The sequence below is a fragment of the Paraburkholderia sp. LEh10 genome, from assembly GCF_017814945.1.
In the GTDB taxonomy this organism is placed as follows: Bacteria; Pseudomonadota; Gammaproteobacteria; order Burkholderiales; family Burkholderiaceae; genus Paraburkholderia.
The window spans coordinates 1-1,485 of sequence record NZ_JAGIPX010000197.1 but is presented as its reverse complement, the minus strand read 5'-3'; the positions used below and the strand labels follow the sequence as shown (position 1 = coordinate 1,485).

Genomic DNA, 1,485 nt, shown 5'->3' with positions numbered 1-1,485 from the left:
TAGTCGGCCTTGAACAATTCGAAGCGCCTTGTACAACAAGGGTTTGAAGCGGAAAGTGGTTGATGCATTTGCAGGAACCTGGCAGATTACAGGTAGTTTCCTGCAAATTCTGTCGAGGTCTGGATGGGTCCGAAGACAGCGGTGAGCGAAGGCGATTTGTTTCGACATCCTCTGCGCGAGCAGATCAACCTGAAGCACCCGCTGGTACGTCTGGCCGATCTGATCAACTGGGATCGGCTGGGCGCTTCGATGAGTGAGAGTTTCGTTTCCGGCAAAGGGCGCCCTGCGACGTCACCGCGCCTGATTGCGGGTCTGCTCTACCTGCAACACGCCTTCGACCTGTCCGACGAAGATGTCGTCTGGCAATGGGTGGAAAATCCTTACTGGCAGGTGTTCACCGGCGAGACGTACCTGCAGACCGAGCCGCCAATCGACCCATCGAGCCTGACACGCTGGCGCAAGCGGCTGGGCGAAGCCGGAGTTGAAGAGTTGCTGGCCGAGACGATCGAGGCAGCAAAGCGTGCAGGCGTGATCAAGGCCTCGAGCGTGAAACGCGTAATCGTCGACACGACGGTCATGGAGAAGGCGATTGCGCATCCGACCGATTCACGCCTGCTCGAGCGGTGTCGCGAACACCTGGTGAAGGCAGCGGCACGGCACGGATTGAAGCTGCGGCAGAACTACAACCGCGAGGCACCACACCTGGCGCGTCAGATTGGCCGCTACGCCCATGCGAAGCAGTACAAGCGCATGAAGAAGGCCCTGCGCACATTGCGCTCGCGTGTGGGCCGGGTGATGCGCGATGTCGAGCGGCAACTGGACGCGGTGGCCGATTGCAGCCGCGCGGGATTGCAGGAACTGATTGGCCGCACGAAGCGGATTCTGTCGCAGAAGCCGAAGGACAAGAACAAGCTGTATGCGCTGCACGCGCCGGAAGTCGAGTGTCTGGCCAAGGGCAAGGCGCGCACGCCATACGAATTCGGCGTGAAGGTGTCGATCACGACGACTCACAAGGAAGGGTTCGTGGTGGGAATGCGCTCAATGCCGGGCAACCCATACGACGGCCACACGCTGGCTGAGGCGTTGGAGCAGGCGGCGATCCTCAGCGACGTCACGCCAGAAGTCGCCGTTGTGGACCGTGGTTACAAGGGCGTCGCGATTGATGGCGTGAAGGTCTATCACCCCGGCCTGCGGCGCGGCATCACACGTGGACTACGCGCGATGATCAAACGGAGAAGTGCAAACGAGCCTGCCATTGGCCACATGAAGGCGGACGGGAAGCTCAATCGGAACTGGCTCAAAGGCGCCTTGGGCGATGCGATCCATGCGGTGCTGTGCGGCGCTGGCTACAACCTGCGGAAGATCCTCAGGAAGCTGCGGCTTCTTTATTCCTTCATTCTTGCTGCTTTGCTTAACTTCAGCATCGCCGCCGACCTGATGGTGTGACGGCGGCGGCACAAAGGACGAATTGTTCAGGGCCGACTA

Annotated in this window: 1 protein-coding gene; it reads left to right on the top strand. The window is 60.2% G+C overall.

All coding sequences use genetic code 11. The features are described from left to right. Positions 1–123: 123 nt before the first annotated feature. Positions 124–1,446: an IS5 family transposase gene (locus J8I87_RS43900; protein ID WP_209938884.1), complete on the top strand. Its 1,323-nt coding sequence runs from the start codon at positions 124–126 to the stop codon at positions 1,444–1,446. Positions 1,447–1,485 lie beyond the last annotated feature (39 nt).

Bases quoted from the DNA above. Each gene is read 5' to 3' on its own strand.
- J8I87_RS43900 (WP_209938884.1), top strand. From the start codon at position 124: ATGGGTCCGAAGACAGCGGTGAGCGAAGGCGATTTGTTTCGACATCCT.